Raw genomic sequence first — 16,755 nt, 5'->3', positions numbered from 1 at the left:
ACGTTCACGGGCGGCGGACCAATGCCGCACGCATCGTCCACTCGATGCGGAATGCGGCACGCAATGCGTCTTCGTCGAACACCCAGCCTAGGCGCGCGCCCGATTCGACCAGATCCCCGAGGGCGGCCAGGCCGGATCCGACGCCCAATTGCGCCGCCAACCCGGGGGCGCCGCGCAGGTGCCGGATGAAATGCAGCGCGGACTGGATGGCGCTTTCATGCCCGGCATGACAGTTTTGCATATTCGCTCCCTTCCTTACACCACATGCCTCAGCCTGGCGAGACTGGCCAGGACCGTGGAGGAGGTGATGATCCGCGCTCCGTCGACCACGATCAGGCTGCGTCCTTCCAGGGGAATCGCCATCCAGGCCGACGCCGTCCAGGAACCGTCGGCGAGCTGGTCCTGCAACAGGCCGTCCCGGAGACGCGTCAGCAACGCTTTATCCGGATACGCGGCATGGCCCAGGATGCGCGCCAGGAGTGCGCGGGAAAACGGCCCCCCGCACCGCGCGCCGTCTTCCCCGGCTGCAGGGACGCAGCGGCGGGCCGCCCAATCGACCGCGCGGCCGATGATTGCCCGGTCGCCAGGCTGCGGCGAGGCGGCCAGGGCCTCCACCGCCAACGCGGTAGGATACGCCGCGTCCACCCACCAATAGGACGTCCATGCTCCCTCCGGGCCTTGCGATCGACGCAGATGGCCCAGCGCGCCTTCCTTGAAAGCCTCCAGCCCTGCTGCCGCGGCGGTCACGCAATCCTGCACGTCGAACCACGCGGGCAGCATGGGCTGGCTGTGCGGGCCCTGCTTCACACACTCGCGCGCATAAGTGCGCAGGCCGCCGCTCTGGCTCATGTGGGCGCGCAGGAAATCCAGCCCCGCATGCGCCTGCCTCGCTCCCGCCGCGCCCAGCCGCGCGGCCAGGCGCAACGCCCAGATGGAGCTGTCGGCGTCAGCCGGTTTGACGCGATTCCAGCCCCATCCGTCACGCGTGCTCGTACTCAGCAGCGACCAGGCCCGCGCGGCCGCGGCCAACGCCGCCGCATCGCCGGCATGGTCCAGGATCGCATTGGCGGCGTACGCGCTCACCCATTCATCGCTGGCGTTCTGCAATCCCGGATAATCCAGCCACCATCCCCCGGGCATGCGGCTGTCCAGCAGAAAGTCCAGGGCAGCGCCGCATGCCTCGCCCGCGGACCTGGGGCCTGTCCCACGGCGCGCGGGATCGGCGACAGAAGCCGGCGCGGCCAGATCCTCCCAGGTTTCCACGAAACCGAGGTAGGCCTTGGCCCCCGCTAGCGCCTTGCCGTCGAACCCGAGCTTGACATGGCTGATGCGAAAGTCGAGCCGGCCCAGCCAATTCGCCCCCTTGGCGAGGGCATCGATCAGCATGGCGTCCGGCCACGGCGCGCTGGCGGTTGCCGGCGTTGCGGTGTCCGGCCAGGCCGCGATCCGCCGCCGGTGCGCCTCGGTGCACAACCCGCGCCCAGCCAGCGCGCCGAGCGCGCCGGACCACCGCATGTCCCGCTCGCCGGACCGGCCGACGAAGCATTCGAGCCCGAACGCCGCTTCGACGGCATCGCCCACTGTCAGCGCGAGGCGTATGCGGTCGAAATGGCCGAACAGGAAGTCGAGTTCGCGTTGCAGCGCCTCGCCGTCGCCTTGCCAGCCGATCCCGCCCAGCAACGGCTGGAAGCCATCCCACGCGACGCCTTCCACGATCAAGCGCAGCGGCGCGCCCGGACGTCCGAGCATGAAGCCGAGATACGACACGCGCTGGCCGGGCCGGCACGCGGCCTGGCATCGCTGCAGCACACTGCGCGCGCCGTCGCCCAAGGCCTGGCCGAAACATGCCAGCCATCGTTCCGCGCGGACCGCCAGATCCGGCGCGTCCACGCGATCGTCGAACTTGATGAAACAGGACAGCGCCGGCAATTGCCCCTGCGCCACGTGGTCGAGTTCCAGCCAACACTCATCGAATGGCAATTCGAACACGCCGAGCCCGATGGCATGCTCCAGCATCCTCCAGCACGCCGGGACCTCGCCCCCATCGCGCTGCAGCAGGCCGCCGACGCGCAGACGGAGACGCTCGACGTCCGCAGCGCTCTTGATGCGCTGCTGCAGATCGATCACGCCTTCAGCCTTGCCGTCCATCCTGAACTCGACGCCGGCACAGGCCACGGCCGGCAACAGGCTCGACAGCCAGGACAGGCCGGACGACATCTCCCAACCCTGGTGCGCGAGCGAAAACGCGAGGATGGGCGTCAACGAGGCAGGCATCATGCGAGCAGCGTCTCCGCCAATGCCGAGAGATGAGACCAGCGGTGTCCATACGTCACTGCCCGCACCGGCACGTCGCAGGCAAGCTCCCGCATCCTGGAAAACGCCGCAGGCTCCATCAACCGGAACAACGAAGGGGGATACCAGTTCGAGACCAACTGGCGCATGGCGTCCATCGGCGCCAAAGCGGCCATGGCAAATGCGCCGCTATCCTGCGGCGCCGGGCGCAGAACCCATATCCCCTCCAGAGGACATGCGCGCTCGCCCAGCTCAGCTTCCGCGGACAGGTCCCAAAGATGCTTGCCATGGTGGATGGCCTTGCCCACATTCCGGCCGGCCGGCACGATCCCCTGCTCGAGCGACGCCGGCAGCAGGCGGATCCCGAGGCAGCCTCGTTCGACGGCAGGCGCGCCGGCGGCCTGGGTGACCGCCACGAGATCATCGGCCAACAGAGTTGCGCCGCGGGCAACCAGGGCCGCCGACAGCGTGGACTTGCCCGAGCCGCTGGCCCCCAGCACGGCCAGGGACCGCCCCTTCCAGGAAACGGCCGCGCCGTGCAGGCACAATACGCCGCGCCGCTGCAGCACCACGCCGAGTATCAGGCCGACGGTCATCGCAGCGGCATGGACGAAATGATGCTCGGCGCAATACAGACGGACACAGGATCCATCGGCGGCCACGATCCACAGCATGCCTTCCGAACCTTCGCGCCAGGCCAGACAGGTCTCTCCGTCCGCGGTGGTTCCGACCTCGGGGGCGTGGGGCTGCGTGGACGGCTCGAGGGTTTTCCAGCCGGAACGGCAACCGTCCCGTCCTTCCCACAGCACCGTCACGTCGGCGGTGCTGCCTGCGGCGGCCGGGGGAACGCCCGGCAGCATGTAGGGTGTCTCGAGCGTCACCCCATACAGCCTGTACTTCAACCGCGTCAACGTCGTCTGCCTCGCCGCGTGCCGATCGGGGTCAGCACGCGGGCCCTTCGTTGGCCGCCCGGCAGGCTTCATCGACGAGCAGGCCTGCCTCGAGCGCGCGTTGAAGAAACGCGTTGACGTCCCGCTCGCAATCCGCGATATCCACCCGGTACTTGGCCAGGATGTGCCGGACGATATCGGCCGGTTCACGCGGGGTGTCGAGCAACTTCCATACTTCCGTGCCCACGCCCCTGATCTCGAAATACCGCCCGAAGGCAATACTCATGACCATCACCTGGCCGTCGAAATCGGCCCACAGGGCATCCGGGCGTCTGCTAAGCATCATGGCTGCCTGATGACCCATAGCGCCTGCGCGGGGATCCAACCGGTTCAAGAATAGGTGTCGCCGTCCTGGGCGCCTGCAGCCCCGAAGCGGGTCTGCTCTGCCACCGAGCCTCTGTCCAGGAGCTCCGGCTTCAGATAAGGCGCACGGCCGTCCTCGTCAGCCTCGGTGGACAAGTGCGGGGAAGGCTGGATCTGCTGGGTCATATTCGCCTTCTGAATCATTTTTGAGTACCCACTTGTCGAGGAAACACTATGGTGCGCCCGACCGGAATCGAACCGGTACGCCTTGCGGCGGCGGATTTTCTTACCTGCTACTGCTCGCGCAGCCGGATTGCGCCAGGGCAATGCCGTTTGGGGTCTGGACTCTGCCTTGACCGTCGCCGGCGCATCGTGATGCGCCGGCCTTAGGCCCCCGCCGTCGAGTCTCTACACACGCCCGGCGGCCCGCATGGGCCGCCTGCTTGGCTCGGCGTTCCCGTGCCAGGGGTTCGCCGAATTTGACGGGTTCTACTCCCGGACTTTCGTCCAGGGCACTCCACTTTTACGGAAGTCCGCTACGTCTACCAATTTCGTCACGGGCGCACGAGAGGGATTGTACACCCCCCTACCCGCTTACGCGGGCCCCCCAAGGGGGGGCGGCGCTGGCGGACTGGCGGAGCCTGATCCGCTGTGCCCTGGGTCTGAGAAAAGCTTCAGCGCAAGTTTCAAGCGTAGGTCTCGCGCAGGACGTTCTTTTGGACTTTGCCCATGGTGTTGCGGGGCAGTTCCTGGACGATGTGCAGGCGCTTGGGGACTTTGAAGTTGGCGATGCGGGCTTTGAGGGTGGCGATCATGGCCGCTTCGTCCAGGGTGGCGCCGGGCTTGGGGACGACGACGGCGACGACGGCTTCGCCGAAGTCCGGGTGCGGCACGCCGATGACCGCGCTTTCGGCCACGCCCGGCATGTCGTCGATGAAACTCTCGATCTCCTTGGGGTAGACGTTGAAGCCGCCCGAGATGATCAAGTCCTTGCTGCGTCCCACGATGGTCAGGTAGCCGTCCGGCACGGCCGCACCGCCGGATTCCCCGCCCCAGCGGCCGACGTCGCCGGTCTTGAACCAGCCGTCCGCCGTGAACTCCTGCCGGGTCTTCTCGGGCATGCGCCAGTAGCCCTGGAAGACGTTGGGGCCGCGCACTTCGATGTTGCCGATCGTCCCCGGCGGGCAAGGCTGGCCCGCGTCGTCCACCACGCGCACCGAGACGCCGGGCAGCGGCATGCCCACGGTGCTGCCGCGGCGCTCGCCCTGCGCCGGGTCGTACGGGTTGGAAACCAGCATGACGGTCTCGCTCATGCCATAGCGCTCCAGGATGGTGTGGCCGGTGCGCTCGCGGAAATCGTCGAAGGTTTCCATCAGCAGCGGCGCCGAGCCCGAGACGAACAGCCGCATGTTGCGGCAGGTCTCGCGGCCGAAACCCGGCTCGGCCAGCAGGCGGACGTAATACGTCGGCACGCCCATCATCACGGTGCTGCGCGGTAGCAGCCTAAGCGCCGCGTTCACGTCCAGCTTGGGCAGCCAGATCATCCTGGCGCCGGCCAGCAGCGCGCCATGGGCGGCCACGAACAGGCCGTGGACGTGGAAGATCGGCAGCATGTGCAGCAGCACGTCGTCGCTGCGCCAGCCCCAATATTCGTGCAGCACCCGGGCATTGGAAGCCAGGTTGCCGTGCGTGAGCATCGCGCCCTTGCTGCGTCCGGTGGTGCCCGAGGTGTACAGGATCGCGGCGAGATCGCCGGCGGCGCGCGGCACCACGGCGTGCTCCGGCGCGGCCTGCCGCGCCGCGTCGAGCAAGGTGCCGGTCTGGTCGTCGTCGAGCGTATAGACGTGGGCGGTGCCGGCGCGCTGCGCGCAGCGGCTCACCCACTCCAGGTTCTTGCCGGCGCACACCACCACGGACGGCTCCGCGTCCCCCAGGAAATAGTCGATCTCGGCCTCCTGGTAGGCAGTGTTCAGCGGCAGGTAGACATATCCGGCACGCAAGGTCGCCAGATAGAGCAGCAGCGCTTCCGGAGACTTTTCCACGTGCGCGGCCACCCGCGCCCCGTCGGGCAGGTCCAGCGACTTGAGCAGGTTGGCCATGCGCGCAGACAGCGCCTCGACCTCGCGCCAGCTGTAGTCGCCCGCGCCGGGCGCCTCGATGCACACGGTATCGCGATCCGCCGGAAAGCCACTGGCCAGCAGGGAATACAGGTTCTCGTCGTTCATTGTTCGTCTTCGGTCGTTGATGTCGTTTCGTCCCGGCGGCCGGGCCTGCCGAACGCCGGTTGGCGGCCTTCGAGAAATGCCGCCACGCCTTTGTGGTGATCGGGAGTATCGCTGTAGTCGAAGAACGCGGCCAGTTCTTCCTCCGTCAGGGGCTGCGCCGCGGCCAGGCGCCGGACCATGGATTTGTTGAGCGTGGCGGCCAGCGGCGCGCCGGCGGCGATGCGCGCGACGGTGCGGGACACTTCCTGCTCCAGTTCGCCCTCGTCCACGACGCGGGTCAGCAGCCCTTTCGCATAGGCTTCGGCTGCATCGAGCAGGCGGCCTTCGAGCAGCAGTTCCAGAGTCGTCGCGCGGCCGGCCACGGCCAGCAGCCCGGACAATTCGGCGGGCGCCATGGGAAAACCCAGCCGGCCGATGGGCGCGCCCAGCCGGGCGCTGCGCGCCGCCACGCGCAGGTCGCAACTGCAGGCGATCTCCAGGCCGCCGCCCACGCAAATACCGCGGATCATGGCGACCGTGGGCAGCGGGCATTCCGCGATGGCCCGCAAGGCGGGAGCGATGGTGGACTCGTGATAATGCCGCACGGCCTCGCGCGTGCCGCGCAGCGCCGGGAATTCGGCGATGTCCGCGCCGGCCGCGAAGTCCTTCCCCTCCCCCCGGATCACCACGCAGCGCAATCCCGGCTGGCCGGCCGCCTCCTGTATGGCACCCGCCAGCCCGCGCCACATGGCGGCGCCGAGCGCATTGAGCTTGCCGGGATGCGCCAGCGTCACGAAGCGGACGCTGCCCTCGTCCGCGACCAGGATGCGGCCCTGTCCCTCGGCAGTCCGTTCTTCTGCTATATCACTCATCTCTAGTGTCTCGCCTGACCCAGGGCGCCGCGGATCCGGCTTTGCCGGTCCGCCATCAGTCGGCCTTGATCCCAGCGTCTTTCGCGACCTTGGCCCAGCGCTCGACTTCGTTGTGCAGGTAAGTGCCGAACTCGGCCGAGGTATAGCTCGGCACCTCGGAGCCGTTGCTCAGCCAGACCTTCTTGATCTCCGGTTTCTCCAGCGCTTTGCGCACCTCGGCGTACATGCGCTCGACGACGGGCGCAGGAGTTCCCTTGGGCGCCCACATCGCGTACCAGGTCGAGACCTCGTAGCCGGGCAGCCCCGCCTCGGCCGCCGTGGGTACGTCCGGGAAGGCCGACGAGCGGGCCGGCGCGGCCACCGCGATGGGTTTGACCTTGCCGCCGCGTATGTGCTGGGCCGAGGACCCCAGGCCGTCGAAGGCCAGGTCCACCTGGCTGCCCATCAGGGCGAGCAGCATCGGTCCCGCGCCGGTATAGGGAACATGGGTCAGGTCCACGCCCGCCTGCAGCTTGAACAGCTCGCCGGCGAGGTGGTGCGACGTGCCGTTGCCGGCCGAGCCGAAATTGAACTTGCCCGGCTGGCTGCGCGCGGCCGCGACCAGTCCCTTGAGATCGCTGAACGGCGCGGCGGGCGCCGCGACGATGATCTGCGGCGGCTGGGCGATCAGCGTGACCGGAACGAAATCCTTCTCGATGTCGTAGGTCAAGCCCTTGTAGAACGACGGCGCGATAGCATGATGCGCGCCGCCGACGAAAAAGGTGTAGCCGTCCGGCACCGCGCGCGCCGCGATGGCCGCGCCTACGGTGCCCCCCGCCCCGCCGCGGTTGTCCACCACCACGCTCTGGCCGAGCTGGGCGGACAACTGCTGCGCCAGCGGCCGCATGAACGCATCGGTCCCGCCGCCGGCGGGGAACGGCACGATGACCGTGACGGCCTTGCTCGGCCAGGGTTCGGCGGCCCATGCCGGCCCCGCCGCTGCGACACACCCCGTGATGCAGGCAAACCAGGCAATGCTGCGTTTCATCTGCTGTCTCCTATTTTGTAGTGTGCAGGTACCGCGTGCTGCGTGGTCAAAGCAACCGGGAAACACCCCGGCTCATGGCGGGCCGGCCCTCGCTCAATCGGGCAAGGTTGTCGTCCAGCGCGTCCAATTCATAGACATAGTTCACCATCATCGAAGCGGACTGACTGCGTCCCTTCCGGGAAAGATCGGCGCCCCAGTTCAGCCGTTCGATGCGCGCGCCGTTGCCCAAGTGGAAGCGCGCGACCGCATCCAGCGGCAGCGGCCCCTTGCGCGCCACCAGATAGCGCGCCGCCAGCCGCATCGCGAGGGCCTGCAGGCCCTCGTCCTGCGGCGGGTCCGCTGCCGCGCGCAAGCGGGCGGCCAGGGCCGCGCCATCGTCGTCGCCGAGCAGCGCTGCGCCCGGCTTGCCGGCGGCGGCAAGCAGTTCGTCCCTGCCCAGCCGCGCCATCCAGGCGCAGAAACCGGGGATAGGCGACAAGGTCGCGAAACGCTTGATCTTGGGTAATTCGGCATTGAGCTCCTCGATCACCCGCTTGAGCAGGAAGTTGCCGAAGCTCACTCCGCGCAGGCCCTGCTGCGTGTTCGAGATCGAATAGAAAATCGCCCAGCGCGCCTTGTCCAGGTTTTCCATCGGCGCGCCCTCGTCGAGCAGGAGCTGGACGTTGTCCGCCATCTCCGCGCAGAACGCGACTTCCACGAAGATCAGCGGCTCGTTCGGCATGCGCGGATGGAAGAAGGCGTAGCAGCGCCGATCCGAGTCCAGGCGGTTGCGCAGGTCCGCCCACGACGCGATCTCGTGCACGGCCTCGTAGACGATCAGTTTCTCGAGCAGCGAGGCCGGGGAATCCCAGGTGATGCGGCGCAGCTCCAGCAATCCCACGTCGAACCAGTTCGACAGCAGTCCCTCCAGGTCGGCATCCAGGCCCTGCAATGCGGGAATGCGGGAACGCCATTCGAGCATGTCGGTGCGCAGCGCAAGCAGGAACGGCAGGCCGTCCGGCAGCGCATTCAGGCGCTTGAAAAAGCGTACCCGCGCATGCGAGAGCGCACGCGGCAAATCGGAGGCGCCGTCGGCAGCCGTCTTGTCGGCCGCAGGGCCCGCGCTTGCCCCGACTTCGGCCAGCACTTCCAGCATCGCGCCCCGGCGCGGCGCATCGGCGGCCAGGTATTGCTCCTGCCAGCTGCGCGCCGCCCGATTGGCTGCCACGTCGGTGAGACGCGCCTGGAAACACGGCTGCAGCAGGCTGCGCTGCCGGCTGGCCTCGCGCGCGCTGAGCGGCCGGGCTTCATCGCCGCGCTCGGGCTCGGCCACCGGCCGGCCCAGCCACTTGCTCCAGCGCGCCAGCAGCGAGGGCGCGGATTGCGGGTCGGGCACACTGGGGCGCAGTTCGTCCGCTGCCGGTTCGTCGCGGTTGAGGGTTTCGGTCATGGCTGATGCATCTCCTCAGGAATCATTCCGCCGGCCTGGGCAGCGAGGCCATCAGATCGGCAAAGCGCTGGCCCTGCACCAGCACGTGCTCGCGTGCGCGCTCGGCGGCCTGGCCGGCATCGCCGGCCAGCAAGGCCTGGACGATGCCCTCGTGTTCGTCATAGGAAACCGCGATGCGGTTGCGCACGCGCAATTGCAGGCGCCGGTAGGGACCCAGCCGGCGGTGCAGCTTGACGGCCTCCTCCGTGAGGAAGGCGTTGTACCCCAGTTCGTAGACCGTCCGGTGAAAGGTCTCGTTGAGGTAGTAATAGGCATTGGCGTCGCCCGCATCGCGCGAGGCCTGGCACGCCTGGTGCGCAGCCAGCAGCCGCGCGTGGTCGGCGGCGCCCATGCGGCGTGCGGCGAGCCGGGCGCACATGGCCTCCAGCTCGCCCATCACTTCGAACATCTCGATCAACCGCTGAGGACCGATCTGGGCCACCAGCGCGCCGCGCCGCGGACGCATCTCCACCAGCCCCGCCGAGGCCAGCTGTATCAATGCCTCGCGTATCGGCGTGCGCGATACGCCGAAGCGATGCGCAAGCACGGTTTCATCGAGCGGATCGCCCGGCTCCAGTTCGCCGACGGCGATCAGCTCTTCGATGGTCTCGCGCAGCGTCTCGGAGCGCTTTTTCTCGAGGGACATGGACGGGCCCGGGCCGGATGGGATGAGCCCATCTTGCCCGAATCCGTTCTTGTATACAAGAACTAATTATAAATACACAGATTCCAGAGACTACTTATACAGCGCTGCCCGCCTGGCGACGCTCCAGCCAGATCGTCGCCCCCAGCATCACCGTGGTCGTCACCGCCACCGTGACCAGGCTCATGGCCATGCCCTGCCCGATCGAACCTTGCTCGAACTGACGCCAGATGAACAGCGACACCGTCTGCACCCCGGTGGGCGCCAGCAGCAGCGAAGCGACCAGTTCGCGCGAAGCCACCGCGAACACCAGCAGCATGGCCGCCGCCAGGCTGGGCAGCAGCAAGGGCAGCAGAATGCGGATCAAGGCCGTCTGCATGCCTGCGCCATGCACGCGCGCCGCGGCTTCGAGGCTATCGCCGATCTGCATCAGCGCCGCCTGCGAATAGCGCACCGGGTACGGCAACAGCAGGCAGCAGTAGGCCAGCAGCAGGATGCCCCAGGTGTTGTACGGCGTGGCCGGCCAGAATCCCTGGTTCCAGGCCAGGATCAGGCCCACGCCGACCACCACCCCGGGCATGGTGTTGGGCAGCACCGCCAGGGCATCCAGCACGACGCGGCCGCGCGTGCGCGTCTTGACCACGCAATAGGCCACCAGCACCCCCACCACCCCGGTCACCGCGGCGGCCCCCAGTCCCAGCGCCAGGCTGGTCAGCAAGGCGCGCAAGGCATCGCTGCCGCTCGCCGCGATCGCCTGCAGGTGCACCAGCGACATATTGCCCAGCGCCAGTCCGCCGGACAGCGTGCGGCTGAACGCGGTCGCGGCAATGGCGAACAGCGGCGCGAACGTGGCGATGCCCGCGACCAGCGCGAACAGCGCGACCACCGGCCAGCGCCAGGCCCCCAGCGCCAGCGCCTCGCCGCGCATCGGCTTGCCCGTGGTGGTCTCGTAGCCATGTCCACGCACGATGCGGCGCTGCCAGGCGAACGCGAGCATCGCCAGCGCCACCAGGATCAGCGAGAGCACCGACGCCCCAGGCAGGTCGATCGGCCATTCCGAAAAACGCCGCTCGATGCCCGTCACAAGCACGAAAAAGCCCGCATTGGCGGCCAGCGCGGCCGGCGTGCCGTATTCCTCGATCGCCATCGCGAACACCAGCAGCAGGCTGGCGGCGATGCCCGGCAAGGCCAGCGGCAGCGTAATGCGCAGGAAGCACCGCCACGCGCCGCCGCCGCACACCCGGCCGACCAGCGCCAGGCGAGATCCCGAGGCGGCCATGGTCCGCGACACGGCGAAATAGACCACGGGCACCACGTTCAAGGTCATCACGAACACCACGCCGCCGAACGAGAACAGCGCGGGGCCAGCGTGAATGCCCAGCAGTTGCTGGAGATAGCCGCGCGGCTGCAGCAGCATGATCCAGCCCAGCGCGCTGATGTAGGGCGGGATCATGAACGGCACCAGCATCAGCACGTCCCACAGGCGCGCCGCCGGCAAGGCGAACAAGCCGCGCAGCGTGCCCAGGGGAATGCCGATGGCGGCCGCCGCCAGCACCACGCCCGCCCCCAGCTTGAGGGTATTGAGGGTCAGTTCCACCAGGCGGGGGTCGCCCAGCGTACCGGCCAGGTGCGACAAGGGCGCGGCCAGCGAGCCCTGCGCCAGCTGCGGAAAGATCGCCTGCAGCGCGACAAAGCCCAGCGGCATCGCCACCAGGACCGCCAGCGCCGCCACGGCGGCGCCGATCAGCACGACGTTCGCGCGCATCGCTCTACTTGCGGCCGAACAGCGCGCTGAAGCGCGCCAGCAGCGATTGGCGGCCGGCCCGCTGGGCCTCGTTCTCCATCGGCAGGGACTTGATCTCCTTGATCACCGGGCGCTTGGCCTTGACGTCCTGGCGCGCGGGAATCAGGTAGGTCGCCGCCACGCGTGCCTGGCCGGCGTCGGACAGCACGAAGTCGATGAAGCGCTTGGCGTCCTGCTGGTGCTGCGAAGACTTCAGGATCATCATCGGGCGGCCCGCCACCACCGTGCCGCTGGCCGGAAAGATCACCTCGATGGCTTCGCCCTTGGCCTGGCTGTCCAGCGCCACGTAGTCCACCGCGCCGAACACCGCCGCCTTGGCGCCCTGCAGCACCGGATTCATGGCCTGGGCGTTGGCGCCCGCGATCGCCATGCCGTTGCCCTTAAGGTCCTGGAACAGCTGCCAGGCCTGGTCGCCGCGCGCGGACTGCAGGCCCGACAGCAGTTCCAGCGCCGTGCCGGACTGCGCCGGATCGGGCATGTTGACCAGATCCTTGAACTCGGGCTTGGTCAGGTCGTTCCAATCGGCCGGGCGCGGCGTGCCGCTCTTGGCATTCCATGCGATGGCCAGCGCCGACATGCCTTGCGCGACATAGCTCGGCCCCTTGTAGGCCGCCGGCACCTGGGCCGCGTTCGGGCTCGCGTAGGGCAGCAGCCAGCCGCGCTTGTCCAGGTCGAGCGCGCTGTCCCACGAAGCGGAGATCACCACGTCGGCCTTCGGATTCGAGGCTTCCGCTTCCAGGCGCGCCATGACCTTGCCGGTGTCGGCCTGGAACACCTCGACGGCCACGCCGGTTTCCTTCTTGAAATCGTCGGCGAGCTGCTTGATCAGCCCGGCCGGGCCGGCGGTATAGACGGTCAGGGCGTGCGCCTGGCCAGCGGCCAGCAGGGTGCCGAGCGCCAGCGCGCCCATCAGAGGCTTGAGAGTCATCATGGAGATTCCTGAGTCGAAAAAATGGCTGGGTAAAGCCGGGAAAAATCAGGCCGCCTGGGGAAACCAGCGCAGGCGGCTCCAATCGAGATCCAGCCCGACGGCATGCCGCAACGGCATGCGCTGGTCGGTCAGCCAGGCCAGATCGAACGCTTCGTGATCGCTGCCCACCCGCACGGTGGTCGCGTAGTGCCCGCCGCGATAGCGCTGCGCGATCACCTGGCCGCGCAAAGCGTGGCTGGGACCGGGCCGGAGCGCGGCGTGGGGAATGAAAAGATGGCCGGGGCCCACCGCCGCACCCACCAGCGGCTCCGGGCTCACCAGCTCCAGCCCGCCGGCCAGGCGCCACCCGCGCTCGGTACGCACACCCTGCCGCAGCGCGCCCAGCTTGAGGAACTCTACGACCTCGAGGCTGGCCGGCTCGTTGACCAGCAGCTCCGGCGGCGCCATCTGGCAGACCTTGCCCGCGCGCATGACGGCAACCGTATCGGCCAGCGAGAACGCCTCCTCGTGATCGTGCGTCACATACACGGCCGTCGTGCCCAGCTCGCGCAGCAACTGGCCGATCTCGGCGCACAAGCTCTCGCGCAGATCGCGGTCCAGGTTGGAAAGCGGCTCATCGAACAGCAACACGCGCGGGCGGGCCACCACGGCCCGCGCCAGGGCGACGCGCTGCTGCTGCCCGCCGGACAGACTGCCCGGCTCGCGCGCTTCGAAACCCGCCAGCCCGACCATGCCCAGCGCCTCGGTCACCCGCGCGGCCCGCTCGCGCCGCGCCACGCCGCGCACCTCCAGCGGAAACGCCACATTGGCGCCCACGCTCATGTGCGGCCACAGCGCGTAGTCCTGGAACACCATGCCCAGCCCGCGCCGCTCCGGCGGCACGAAAGTGCGCGCATCCACCACGGTTTCCCCGCCGATCGCGATGCGCCCTTCGGTGGGCCGGCTCAGGCCGGCCAACAGCTTGAGCAGCGTCGTCTTGCCGCAGCCCGACGGCCCCAGGAGCGCCAGCACGCGGCCGGGATCGAGGCGGATATCGATGCCGTCCAGAACGGTCTGGGCGGCGAAACGCTGCACCAGCCCGGCGATGTCGATGGCGGCGCCGGACGAGACAAGAGAAGAAGGAGAATGATCGGACACAGGCGAGCACGGATGATGGACCGCGCGGCTCCCGGCTCGGATGAGCAGCGGGACGGCGCGGCAGAACCGTGGGGATACTATGTCCGCCGCATGACGCAGTTGTGACAGCCTGCCCCAGGCATGCGGAAAATGGCGTGCGGCGATTTGCCACTCATGTCAGTTTTAGGCATAATCTATCGTTCTCTGCTTTACCCACGGCGCGTTAGCAAAGCGGTTATGCACCGGATTGCAAATCCGTGTAGGTCGGTTCGACTCCGGCACGCGCCTCCACAGAATTCCCCAGCAATAGCGCCGTTTCCGCAAGGTCCGGCGCTTTTTGCTTGGCCGTCCGGCGCGATGGTGTGTGGGGATTTTCTGTCCGGTTCAGCACCGGAGCGATTTCCGCAAATCCCACCATTTCCGCAAAACGATGCGATAAGGGCCAAGAGGCCTTCTTCCAGCGTGGGCAATTGCGTCATTCAGCCCGTTGTCGTCCCACCCGATCTGCGCGCGCCATCGCGCGCCGGGCATGCCACTGGTCTGGGTCGCCTTCGAGATCGGCAAGGTGAAGGCCCAATCGTTCTCCACAAGCCCGACATCGAACCGCGCCCCATGGAACAGGTCGCTTTCTAGGTAGTTGAGAATTTCCATCGAGTCGCTAAAAAAGGCCCGCACTGTGAACTGCCCCCCAGAAGTTGGGCAGTTAAAAGCTAGGCGGCCAAGGCCTGAGTCCGGTACTGCACCGGGCTCAGGGCTTTTAGTTTGAGCTTGATGCGTTCGTGGTTGTAGTAGTGGATGTATTGGCAGATGGCCGCTGCATCGCGTTAGTTCGGAAAGGGTTTCCTGTCCATCAGCCGCCTATTGCGTGCCGCCTGCGCCATTCCCAAGGCGGCAGAGGCCCAGGCCGGGCCCATAGCCCCGTTTTTTTGATCTGCGCCGCTCGCTGAATGGCCATCAACCGGCGGTCTGCGGTGAACTTGAGCATGTAGACCCAGGCATTGCCGGACTGCAGCATCGCTTCCTGCGCACTGCCCTTCCCGCAATCCACATCACCCAGCGTGCGGCGGTAACGGTCGCGGCCGTACACGGTCAAGGTGACCGGGCCGCCTATCGGGCACAGCGCGCGCAGAAAGTCGCGGGAGGCAATACCGCCCGCTTGCCGCAGTTCCGGCGCGTCGATGCGCTCGAGGCGGACCGGAATGGTTTTCTGTTGGCCAGGGCAACGCAAGCGCATCGTATCGCCGTCGTGGACATTGGCGACGGTGCAGGTTTGGGCCTGGGCCAGCGTAGGCAGGACGGTTGCCGCGAGCAGTACGAGGATGGGGAGGATGCGCATTTGGGCGGGATCGTAGCCGATAATGCCGCTCTCCGCGGCAATGGCAGAGCAACGTGTACACGTCCAATGTAAACGCGCGCCCCTGCTGAGCTCCGGGTTCGCCCTTGCGCCCCTCAGGCACGCCAATTGCGAAACCTCTCCCAGCTGCATGCCGCAGCATTGTGGAACCTTTAAGGAGAGCATGATGGCCAATAGCCAGAATTCGAACCGCGGGTTTGGAGCAATGGACCCGGAAAAGCAACGGAACATCGCTGCGGAAGGCGGACGCGCGGCACACGCCGCGGGCACCGCCCATGAATTCAATTCGCAGGAAGCCAAGCAGGCGGGCTCGAAGAGCCATGGCGGGCAACAACAACAGCAGCAGCAACAGCAACAACAGCAACAACAAAAGCAGCAGGAACAGCAACAGCAACAGCAGAACAATGCCGGCCAGCAGCAAGGCGGCGGTACGCGCGGCGGCTCCTCCGAGCAACATGCTCGTGCAGGCAGCCAAAGCCACAAGAACCGTTAAGCCGGCGAGCTGACGGTTAGACCTGCCGCCTATGTAGTAGTCGGGCGGCAACGTTAAAGCAGCCGGGCGTTCTGCCCGGCTGCTTCACAACCACCGGGGCTGCGCCAGTATGCCGGCGACGGCTCGACATCCTTCCCGGACTATGCCGCCTGCGCGATGCGGGCTGCAACGGCCCCACCCGCAGCCTGCGCCATTGCGGCCGCACGGCTCGGGAAACGTCCGGCTTCAATGAGTTGGCGGATCGAGATCCCCGCTCCCATGCACCGGGCCGGCGCCGAAGCCGCGCCACCCTAGTGCGCGATGCACCCCGATAGGGGCGCGCGCAGCCAGTCCACAGTCCCCGCAAGCCCTTCTTCCCAGGAGAAGGGCCGCTGGCATGCGGTTTGCTTATTGAAACACGTTGTCATAACGAGTCATATCGAGCTGCCATGGCCACCGTCCTGCCCCGTCCCGACCTGAACGTCATTGCCTTGCAAGACCCGGCGCAGCCGATCCGGCTCCAGAGCCACACGCCGCTCTATGCGCAGATCACCGAGATCCTCCGCGGCCGCATTCTCGAAGGCACTTACCAGCCCAACCAGCAGATGCCGTCCGAGGCGGACCTGATGGCCGCCTTCGACGTCAGCCGCATCACGGTGCGCCAGGCGCTGGGCAATCTGCAGAGCGAAGGCCTGATCTTCCGCATCCATGGCAAAGGCACTTTCGTTTCGCGGCCGCGCGCGTTCCAGGACCTGGGCAGCCTGCAAGGCTTCGGGACCGCGATGCGGCAGATGGGATACGAGACCCATTCCAAAGTGCTTTCCCTGCGCGCGGTGCGCCCGCCGCAGCAGGTCAAGGACAAGCTGGGCCTGCCCAAGGGCGCGAAGGTCACGGAACTGCGCCGCCTGCGCTTCCTGAACCGCGAGCCCATCTCAGTGGACGTTTCCTATCTGCCTACCCAGATCGGCGTGCGGCTGGCCAAGGCCGACCTGGCCAACCGCGACGTGTTCTCGATATTGGAAAACGATTTCCAGATTCCGCTCGGCTATGCCGACCTGCAGATGACGTCGATGCTGGCGTCCGAAGACCTCGCCGCCAAGCTGGGCGTGGCCGAAGGATCGCCCATCCTGTTCATTGAACGGGTCATCCATACGCGCGGCGGCGATCCGCTCGAATACGAAGAACTCTACTACCGAGGAGACGGCTTTCAGTTCAAGGTCCGCGTCGCGCGGGCGGCTGAATAGCCAGCATGGAAAGCGGCCGCATCGTTCGCGGCGCGGCGCGCCATCCATGGCAAGCAGCAAGAAGTACAGCCTCTG

17 protein-coding genes, 1 tRNA gene and 1 pseudogene are annotated in these 16,755 nt (G+C 67.5%); 3 read left to right on the top strand and 16 right to left on the bottom strand.

What is annotated here, in order from left to right; all coding sequences use genetic code 11:
* Positions 1-4: 4 nt before the first annotated feature.
* The 13 genes from PIGHUM_RS21865 to PIGHUM_RS21810 all read right to left on the bottom strand — a co-directional run bounded on the left by PIGHUM_RS21865 (position 5) and on the right by PIGHUM_RS21810 (position 13,631).
* The gene (locus PIGHUM_RS21865) at positions 5-241 is read right to left on the bottom strand and encodes a hypothetical protein (RefSeq protein ID WP_124081834.1); all 237 of its coding nucleotides are present in this window, start codon (positions 239-241) and stop codon (positions 5-7) included.
* A 14-nt stretch (positions 242-255) separates the two neighbouring features.
* On the bottom strand, positions 256-2,277 hold the full coding sequence (locus PIGHUM_RS21860; RefSeq protein ID WP_124081833.1) for a prenyltransferase/squalene oxidase repeat-containing protein: 2,022 nt from the start codon (positions 2,275-2,277) through the stop codon (positions 256-258).
* Complete coding sequence (locus PIGHUM_RS21855; RefSeq protein WP_124081832.1) at positions 2,274-3,173, bottom strand: HPr kinase/phosphorylase; 900 nt, start codon at positions 3,171-3,173, stop codon at positions 2,274-2,276. Before PIGHUM_RS21855 ends, PIGHUM_RS21860 begins: the two co-directional genes overlap by 4 nt.
* Positions 3,174-3,234: 61 nt before the next feature.
* Positions 3,235-3,528, bottom strand: a complete 294-nt coding sequence (locus PIGHUM_RS21850) for a PqqD family protein (protein WP_160142390.1) — start codon at positions 3,526-3,528, stop codon at positions 3,235-3,237.
* Positions 3,529-3,572: 44 nt separating this feature from the next.
* Positions 3,573-3,731 carry a hypothetical protein gene (locus tag PIGHUM_RS23965; protein WP_160142389.1) on the bottom strand — a complete coding sequence of 53 codons (159 nt, stop codon included), beginning with the start codon at positions 3,729-3,731 and terminating at the stop codon, positions 3,573-3,575.
* Positions 3,732-4,231: 500 nt separating this feature from the next.
* Entirely contained in the window at positions 4,232-5,770 is a 1,539-nt protein-coding gene (locus PIGHUM_RS21845; protein ID WP_124081830.1) for a malonate--CoA ligase, read from the bottom strand.
* Positions 5,767-6,621 (bottom strand): enoyl-CoA hydratase/isomerase family protein, encoded by an 855-nt coding sequence (locus tag PIGHUM_RS21840; RefSeq protein WP_124081829.1) that lies wholly within the window; start codon positions 6,619-6,621, stop codon positions 5,767-5,769. Before PIGHUM_RS21840 ends, PIGHUM_RS21845 begins: the two co-directional genes overlap by 4 nt.
* A gap of 55 nt (positions 6,622-6,676) precedes the next feature.
* Positions 6,677-7,648 (bottom strand): Bug family tripartite tricarboxylate transporter substrate binding protein, encoded by a 972-nt coding sequence (locus tag PIGHUM_RS21835; RefSeq protein ID WP_124081828.1) that lies wholly within the window; start codon positions 7,646-7,648, stop codon positions 6,677-6,679.
* Between the two features lie 46 nt (positions 7,649-7,694).
* The gene (locus tag PIGHUM_RS21830; protein ID WP_124081827.1) at positions 7,695-9,077 is read right to left on the bottom strand and encodes a malonyl-CoA decarboxylase domain-containing protein; all 1,383 of its coding nucleotides are present in this window, start codon (positions 9,075-9,077) and stop codon (positions 7,695-7,697) included.
* Between the two features lie 22 nt (positions 9,078-9,099).
* Positions 9,100-9,762 carry a GntR family transcriptional regulator gene (locus PIGHUM_RS21825; protein ID WP_124081826.1) on the bottom strand — a complete coding sequence of 221 codons (663 nt, stop codon included), beginning with the start codon at positions 9,760-9,762 and terminating at the stop codon, positions 9,100-9,102.
* Between the two features lie 94 nt (positions 9,763-9,856).
* Positions 9,857-11,524, bottom strand: coding sequence for an ABC transporter permease (locus tag PIGHUM_RS21820; RefSeq protein WP_124081825.1), 1,668 nt, complete (start codon positions 11,522-11,524; stop codon positions 9,857-9,859).
* 4 nt (positions 11,525-11,528) lie between these two features.
* Positions 11,529-12,494: an ABC transporter substrate-binding protein gene (locus PIGHUM_RS21815; protein WP_124081824.1), complete on the bottom strand. Its 966-nt coding sequence runs from the start codon at positions 12,492-12,494 to the stop codon at positions 11,529-11,531.
* Positions 12,495-12,539: 45 nt separating this feature from the next.
* Positions 12,540-13,631, bottom strand: a complete 1,092-nt coding sequence (locus PIGHUM_RS21810; protein WP_187697815.1) for an ABC transporter ATP-binding protein — start codon at positions 13,629-13,631, stop codon at positions 12,540-12,542.
* Positions 13,632-13,827: 196 nt separating this feature from the next.
* On the opposite strand from PIGHUM_RS21810, the gene PIGHUM_RS21805 reads away from it, so the two are divergent.
* Positions 13,828-13,901 (top strand) — tRNA-Cys (locus PIGHUM_RS21805).
* Between the two features lie 93 nt (positions 13,902-13,994).
* Here the strand turns inward: PIGHUM_RS21805 and PIGHUM_RS21800 are convergent.
* The 3 genes and pseudogenes from PIGHUM_RS21800 to PIGHUM_RS21790 form a co-directional block, all read right to left on the bottom strand.
* Complete coding sequence (locus PIGHUM_RS21800) at positions 13,995-14,261, bottom strand: hypothetical protein (RefSeq protein WP_124081823.1); 267 nt, start codon at positions 14,259-14,261, stop codon at positions 13,995-13,997.
* A 59-nt stretch (positions 14,262-14,320) separates the two neighbouring features.
* Positions 14,321-14,413, bottom strand: a pseudogene (locus PIGHUM_RS21795) (IS3 family transposase); the annotation flags it as partial.
* Between the two features lie 47 nt (positions 14,414-14,460).
* Complete coding sequence (locus tag PIGHUM_RS21790; protein ID WP_124081822.1) at positions 14,461-14,946, bottom strand: thermonuclease family protein; 486 nt, start codon at positions 14,944-14,946, stop codon at positions 14,461-14,463.
* A 181-nt stretch (positions 14,947-15,127) separates the two neighbouring features.
* Between PIGHUM_RS21790 and PIGHUM_RS21785 the strand changes: the two genes are divergently transcribed.
* Both PIGHUM_RS21785 and PIGHUM_RS21780 read left to right on the top strand, forming a co-directional pair.
* On the top strand, positions 15,128-15,457 hold the full coding sequence (locus tag PIGHUM_RS21785; RefSeq protein WP_342773229.1) for a KGG domain-containing protein: 330 nt from the start codon (positions 15,128-15,130) through the stop codon (positions 15,455-15,457).
* Between the two features lie 428 nt (positions 15,458-15,885).
* Positions 15,886-16,680 carry a GntR family transcriptional regulator gene (locus PIGHUM_RS21780; RefSeq protein WP_124081820.1) on the top strand — a complete coding sequence of 265 codons (795 nt, stop codon included), beginning with the start codon at positions 15,886-15,888 and terminating at the stop codon, positions 16,678-16,680.
* Positions 16,681-16,755 lie beyond the last annotated feature (75 nt).

The organism is Pigmentiphaga humi (assembly GCF_900606115.1).
GTDB classification, from domain to species: domain Bacteria; phylum Pseudomonadota; class Gammaproteobacteria; order Burkholderiales; family Burkholderiaceae_B; genus Pigmentiphaga; species Pigmentiphaga humi.
This window is presented reverse-complemented; position numbering and strand designations above follow the sequence as displayed.